The sequence below is a fragment of the Coprobacter sp. genome, assembly GCF_982436375.1.
On record NZ_CEWDCG010000186.1, the window covers coordinates 1 to 6,071 of the forward strand.

Here is a 6,071-nt window from a genome sequence, read left to right on the forward strand (position 1 = left end):
TAGGACTGGATGCTGCCCGGCATTTAGATCGCAAAATTTTAGAATATAGCCCAAGCGAAGGAATTCTAAGTTTTCGTGAGAAACTTGTCGAATACTACGCCAAATTTAATATTCAGGTAAATGCTGATGATATTATCATTACTACGGGAGGTTCAGAAGCAGTCTTGTTTTCTTTTTTAGCATGCCTTGATCCGGGAGATGAAATAATCGTTCCCGAACCCGCATATGCAAATTATATGGCGTTTGCAATTTCAGCAGGGGCAACGATTAAGACACTCCCCTCTTCTATCAATGAAGGTTTTGCATTACCTGCAATAGATAAATTTGAAGCCTTGATTACAGAACGAACCCGTGGAATACTGATTTGCAATCCTAATAATCCGACAGGTTACCTATATACCCAAAAAGAGATGAACCAAATAAGGGATTTGGTAAAAAAATATGATTTGTTCCTCTTTTCTGACGAAGTATATAGAGAATTTTGTTATACCGGAGCTCCTTACATTTCGGCTTTTCATTTAAAGGGAATAGAAGATCATGTCGTATTAATTGACTCTGTATCAAAACGATATAGCGAATGCGGAATTCGTATTGGAGCTTTGATAACAAAACATAAAGAGTTGAAGAAAAATGTGATGAAATTTTGTCAAGCTCGTTTAAGTCCACCCCTTATCGGACAATTAATTGCAGAAGCATCTCTCGGTGCTCCATCAGACTATTTGCTGGATACATATAATGAATATGTAGAACGTCGTAAATTCCTCATAGACGGAATTAATCGTATTCCCGGTTGTTATTCACCGATTCCCATGGGTGCATTTTACACAATGGCAAAGCTACCGGTTGATGATGCGGATAAATTTTGTGCTTGGTGTCTTGAACATTTCGAGTATGAAGGGCAAACCGTATTTATGGCTCCCGGATCTGGATTTTATACGACTCCGGGATTAGGTAAAAATGAGGTTCGGTTAGCATATGTCCTAAAAAAAGAAGATTTAGCGAATGCTTTGATTGTATTGAGTAAAGCATTGGAATCTTATCCCGGTAGAACTATATGAACTTAGAGCTATTTATAGCAAAAAAAATACATTTCAATAAAGACGGAAGAAAAAAAGTTTCTCCTCCAGCTATTCGTATCGCAACCTTAGGAGTAGCTTTAGGATTAGCTATAATGATTATATCCGTAGCTATTGTTGTCGGATTTAAGCATGAGGTCAGCGGTAAAGTAATAGGGTTCAGTTCACATATCCAAATCAGCGGTTTCTCAAACAATTCATCTTTTGAAACATTGCCCATCGGAGTTTCCGATAGTTTACAAGCCGCATTAAAACAAAATCCTGAAATTTTATACATTGAAAATTTCGCAACTAAGCCGGGTATATTGAAGACCGATAATGAATTTTTAGGAATAGCTCTTAAGGGTGTAGATAAAAATTATGATTGGTCTTTTTTTGAAAAGAATCTTTTGGCAGGTGTTCCTCCTCACCTCTCCGATTCGGCTATTTCAAATGAAATATTAATATCTCATTATATTGCAAACAGACTACATTTAGAAGCCGGAGATCAAATACTTTGTTATTTTATAGATGACAATATCAGAGCTAGAAAATTTGAGATTACAGGAATATATCAGACCAATTTTACCGAATACGATAAGCTCTTTATTATCGGAGATGTTCGTCATGTTCAAAAACTTAATAGATGGGGAACTGACCAATTTAGTGGTATTGAAGTGAAATTACGAGATTTTTCAAAATTGGACAAAGTAACAGAAAATCTCTATTTCGATTTAATGAATTGTACAGACCGATATGGAGAACATTATTTTGTTCGTTCTGTCCGAGAATTGAATCCACAGTTATTTAATTGGCTGGATTTGTTGGATATGAATGTATGGGTAATTCTTGTTTTGATGGCCGTTGTTGCCGGTTTTACGATGATTTCGGGCTTATTAATTATTATTTTGGAACGGACCAACATGATTGGCATATTAAAAGCCTTAGGGGCAACCAACTACTCTATTCGCAAAATCTTTATTTATATTTCGATCTTCTTAGTCGGAAAAGGTATGATATGGGGTAATATAATAGGAATACTATTATGCCTGCTACAAGCCCATTTTAAACTTATCAAATTAGATCCTGATGTGTATTATATTCCGGCAGTTCCTATCGAATTGAATTTCGGGTATATACTCATCTTGAATATCAGTTGTCTGGTGATTTCTTTATTAATGCTTATCGGACCTTCTTATTTGGTCTCTCTCATACGACCGGCAAAATCGATTAAATTCGAATAAGATAATCTGCTTGAATTTGCTTAAAGAATTATTTGTGAGGCTTTTGTCAATCAAATAATTCTTTCAATTTCTCTTTTAAGCAATTAGTATCTGTTTCTTTTGCTGCAATACTTCCATCTGGATTTAATAGGAGGATATAAGGTATTTTATTAATTTCATAAGCTTTGACGGCATCACTCTCCCATCCTTTAAAATCCGATAAATGTGGACAAGTTAAATTATATCGTTCTATATTTTCTATCCAAGATAAAGAATCCGTATCTAAAGATACACTAATAATGTCAATACCCTTGTATTTATATTTTTTGTGTATCTCTATTAGATTTTTCATTTCTATTCGGCTTGAAGGAGATATAGATGCCCAAAAACCTACAATCAAAAATTTTCCTCGTCCAGCATATTCAGATAAAGATTTTCTTCTTCCTTGAATATCCTGAGAATCAAAATCTTTGAACATTTTCCCTACAGATATATTATTCAATCGTCTGATTCTTTCGGAAATAAGTCTTATATCCGGTTGATTTTTAAATGTAGATCCGGCTTTTTGCAAAATAATTTCAATATCCTTGTCCGCTAATCTATTTCGATTTAAATTAAAAATATAAGCACCTAATATATTATTCAGATTCTGTCCTATAACCTTCTTAATAAACTCCAGATTTGCTTTTTCCTCAGAATTATACTCTTCGTATATTTGCTTCTCGGTCTCTTTATTTATCGTACTGTCAGCTATCATCTTTTTATATCGAGCTTCTATACGAGTAAGCTGCTTTTCATACTTATCCATAGACTTTTGAAATGAAAAAAGAGAATCATTCAATACCGTTCCTGTTGCTTTAGAATCTGATTTTGTAATTTGAACATTTATTGTTCCGTTTTCTAATATAAACGTTACTGGTACATATTCCGGTAACAAGTGATCTTCCCTAAAACGTAAATAACAAACTGTCGGAACATCTTGAACGCCCTTTAAACAGAACTTATTCACCTCGACTAAGGTACTATCTATATTCGTAAGCTCATCTCCGTCCACTTTAGAAAGATATATAGTCTTTCCATTAAATCGAGAATTATAAACTTCACCGTTCAATTCATAAGAGCTCGGAATATTACTACTGCATCCACATAAAATAAGACCAATGCCAATTATAGATAATATAATTCTGTACATTATTCAGAGATTCATTTAAACGTACAAAAATAATCAATTAATTAAAAATGGCATGATAATAAATTCTTATCATGCCATCGATATTAAGTTCCGGTAAAAAATTTAAAATTTAAAATCAAATCCTCCCATTGCTATAGCACCCGGCATCGGATATCCTTCATTAATGGTATATTTCGTATTTGTCAAATTTTCCCCTTTTACAAACAACGTAATATTCTGTTTTTTATTTCCTATTTTATAGGCAATACGTCCATTCAGAAGAGTATAATCTTCGCTCTTCATTAAATTACTGACATATAAACCGAATATCGACTGCATATTTAATGTTATACTTAAATTTTTCCACGTATATAAGCCTTCTAAAAACCATTTATGTTTAGGAGCAGCAACAATTTCCTTATTGGTATGTAAAAAGCTATAATTTGTAGAAAAGCGTAAATTTCGTAAAACCTGAATATCTGCGTCCAATTCAATACCCTTATTATAAAACTTTCCGACATTCTCAAGCTGTCCCGACTGTGGATCAACTTGAATCATATTTTTACCATCGATATAAAATGCCGTTACTTCTGCATGTATCCGATTGTTCCAAAAATATTGTCCGATAGACACCTCGTAATTCAACATGCTCTCTGGATTCAAATCCGCATTCGCTTTATTTCCAGGTCCGAATGTAATATAAAGTTCTCGCATATTAGGACTACGAAACCCTTTCGAAAAAGAAGCTTTAATAGAATTTCCCCAAAAAGGTCTCCATGTAAATCCTGCTTGCGGCACCCACTCACTGCCGTATGTACTGTTATGTTCATAACGGACTCCTGCATTTAAAGTGAACTGATTCCAAAATTCTTGTTGCATTATCGCATATCCGGCCAATTCATGTACACTTTTATCCGTAATAATGTCTTTTCTTTCTCCTGAAAAAAAGGCATTCCACGCATTTCCACCCCAATTCTTATAATCGACCCCTAATGTAAATTGATTGTTCGGAATAATAAAAAATGATTCATACGCCTGTACACCGTAATTGAAGTCCGTTGAACGAAACAAATAATCTTTTGCTGCTTCATCGGCTTCATGTCCATCATTGATCTTATGATTTCCCCAACTATAAAAAGCCCTTATTGCTCCGGAATATTTCTGATACTTATTTTCAACTCCCACAGATGCGATTCCACGCCATATATGCATCCAACCGTCTAATAATGGATCGGTATCCTTTCCGGGATTCCTTAAATCGTAATATGCGGCACTAATATCTCCGACAACACTATAATGAGAAGAAATATCATAACCGATTTTTACAAATCCGTTCGTAATATTAAATTTCGAATTATCACGATGTCCGTCCGTACGATCATGATTCAGGGAAATAAAACTATTAAATTTTCCCGACCTCACGCCATTATTGATCATGTATTTCTGGGTATTATAAGAGCCGTACATCGCTCTCGCATGGGTACTGACTCCCTCTTCATGTTGACTTCGGGTGATTATATTCACAACCCCTCCCATTGCATTAGATCCATATAGAAGCGATCCCGGCCCACGTATCACCTCTACTTTATCTACATCAGATGCAACATAAGTGTCAGGAAGACTATGTCCATAAATTCCTGCCCATTGAGGTTGCCCGTCGAATAGCATAAGCACCTTGTTACCACTTCCTACACCTCTTATATTTACTGTTCCAGCAGACCCGGTAGATACCCCGAAGCCGGTAATTCCCCGCTGAGTAACAAATAGTCCGGGTACTCTTTGAGATAAAACCGGAAGTAAAGCAGATTCACTACTGCGCTCAATCTCTTGACGAGTGACTACAGAAATAGACAAAGGTGTATTATTTTTATTCACTCTCGTTTTTGTCGCGGTGACAACAACTTCTTGTATATCCAATGTATCTTTTAACGATGATCCTGCATGAACAGAAAAAACGATACAAAATAAAAATACAACTGAATAAATGTGTTGAATAACTTTTCTCATTTTTATCCTTTTTAGTTTTATTACTTAAGTGACACGTTTTTCTATTATCGTGTTACCATAAATTCAAAAAAAATTAATCTGCTCTACTCATCACAAGCTTTCCATGCTTTATGCCTTTTATTGCAATCAGTCTGTCCGAAAGTTCTGTCAACTTATAAGCTTCTCCGGTTACCGTCGCAATATGAAGGCAAAAATTGCTATTGAGGTAATATTGAGAAGATGATAAAATAACCTGCTGATACGCTTGCTGTATTTCCTCAATTCTTACGGAAATATCTTTCTTACTCTGATCATACATGATAATGATTGTTCCGGCTACGACATGATTACATAGCCATTTAGTCTCTGCAATATTTTTTTCAACCAAAAATCTGATTGCCTGAGATCTATTTGTAAAACCGTTATTAACGACAAATAAATCAAGAGACTCTAATAAACTTTCATCCAAAGAAACTCCGAAACGTTTTAATCCCATATCATCCTCCGTTATTTAGGCAAAAATACACTCATTTATTGAATTTAAAACATAAAACAGCTTTATAATAAAAAGTGTTCACATAAATTAGAAAAACTTTTTTACTGTTTTTGTTCCTAAAGTATGCATATAAAGGGAAA

5 protein-coding genes are annotated in these 6,071 nt (G+C 34.6%); 2 read left to right on the top strand and 3 right to left on the bottom strand.

Features of this window, described 5'->3' with window-relative positions:
• Both AC1WHX_RS09860 and AC1WHX_RS09865 read left to right on the top strand, forming a co-directional pair.
• Positions 1-1,058 (top strand): pyridoxal phosphate-dependent aminotransferase (locus AC1WHX_RS09860; protein ID WP_481229259.1); only part of this gene is annotated, 1,058 nt, incomplete at its 5' end.
• On the top strand, positions 1,055-2,299 hold the full coding sequence (locus tag AC1WHX_RS09865) for an ABC transporter permease (protein ID WP_122338202.1): 1,245 nt from the start codon (positions 1,055-1,057) through the stop codon (positions 2,297-2,299). The genes AC1WHX_RS09860 and AC1WHX_RS09865, both read left to right, overlap by 4 nt.
• Before the next feature lie 46 nt (positions 2,300-2,345).
• Here the strand turns inward: AC1WHX_RS09865 and AC1WHX_RS09870 are convergent, their stop codons facing one another.
• The 3 genes from AC1WHX_RS09870 to nikR all read right to left on the bottom strand — a co-directional run bounded on the left by AC1WHX_RS09870 (position 2,346) and on the right by nikR (position 5,931).
• Positions 2,346-3,470: a TlpA disulfide reductase family protein gene (locus tag AC1WHX_RS09870; protein WP_009317014.1), complete on the bottom strand. Its 1,125-nt coding sequence runs from the start codon at positions 3,468-3,470 to the stop codon at positions 2,346-2,348.
• 102 nt (positions 3,471-3,572) lie between these two features.
• A complete protein-coding gene (locus AC1WHX_RS09875; protein WP_022602706.1) occupies positions 3,573-5,456 on the bottom strand; it encodes a TonB-dependent receptor plug domain-containing protein in 1,884 nt (627 codons plus the stop codon).
• A 73-nt stretch (positions 5,457-5,529) separates the two neighbouring features.
• On the bottom strand, positions 5,530-5,931 hold the full coding sequence (nikR, locus tag AC1WHX_RS09880; RefSeq protein ID WP_022389623.1) for a nickel-responsive transcriptional regulator NikR: 402 nt from the start codon (positions 5,929-5,931) through the stop codon (positions 5,530-5,532).
• Between the last annotated feature and the right edge of the window lie 140 nt (positions 5,932-6,071).

Coding starts and splice junctions, on each gene's coding strand:
- nikR (WP_022389623.1), bottom strand. CDS start 5,931: ATGGGATTAAAACGTTTCGGAGTTTCTTTGGATGAAAGTTTATTAGAG.
- AC1WHX_RS09870 (WP_009317014.1), bottom strand. CDS start 3,470: ATGTACAGAATTATATTATCTATAATTGGCATTGGTCTTATTTTATGT.
- AC1WHX_RS09865 (WP_122338202.1), top strand. CDS start 1,055: ATGAACTTAGAGCTATTTATAGCAAAAAAAATACATTTCAATAAAGAC.
- AC1WHX_RS09875 (WP_022602706.1), bottom strand. CDS start 5,456: ATGAGAAAAGTTATTCAACACATTTATTCAGTTGTATTTTTATTTTGT.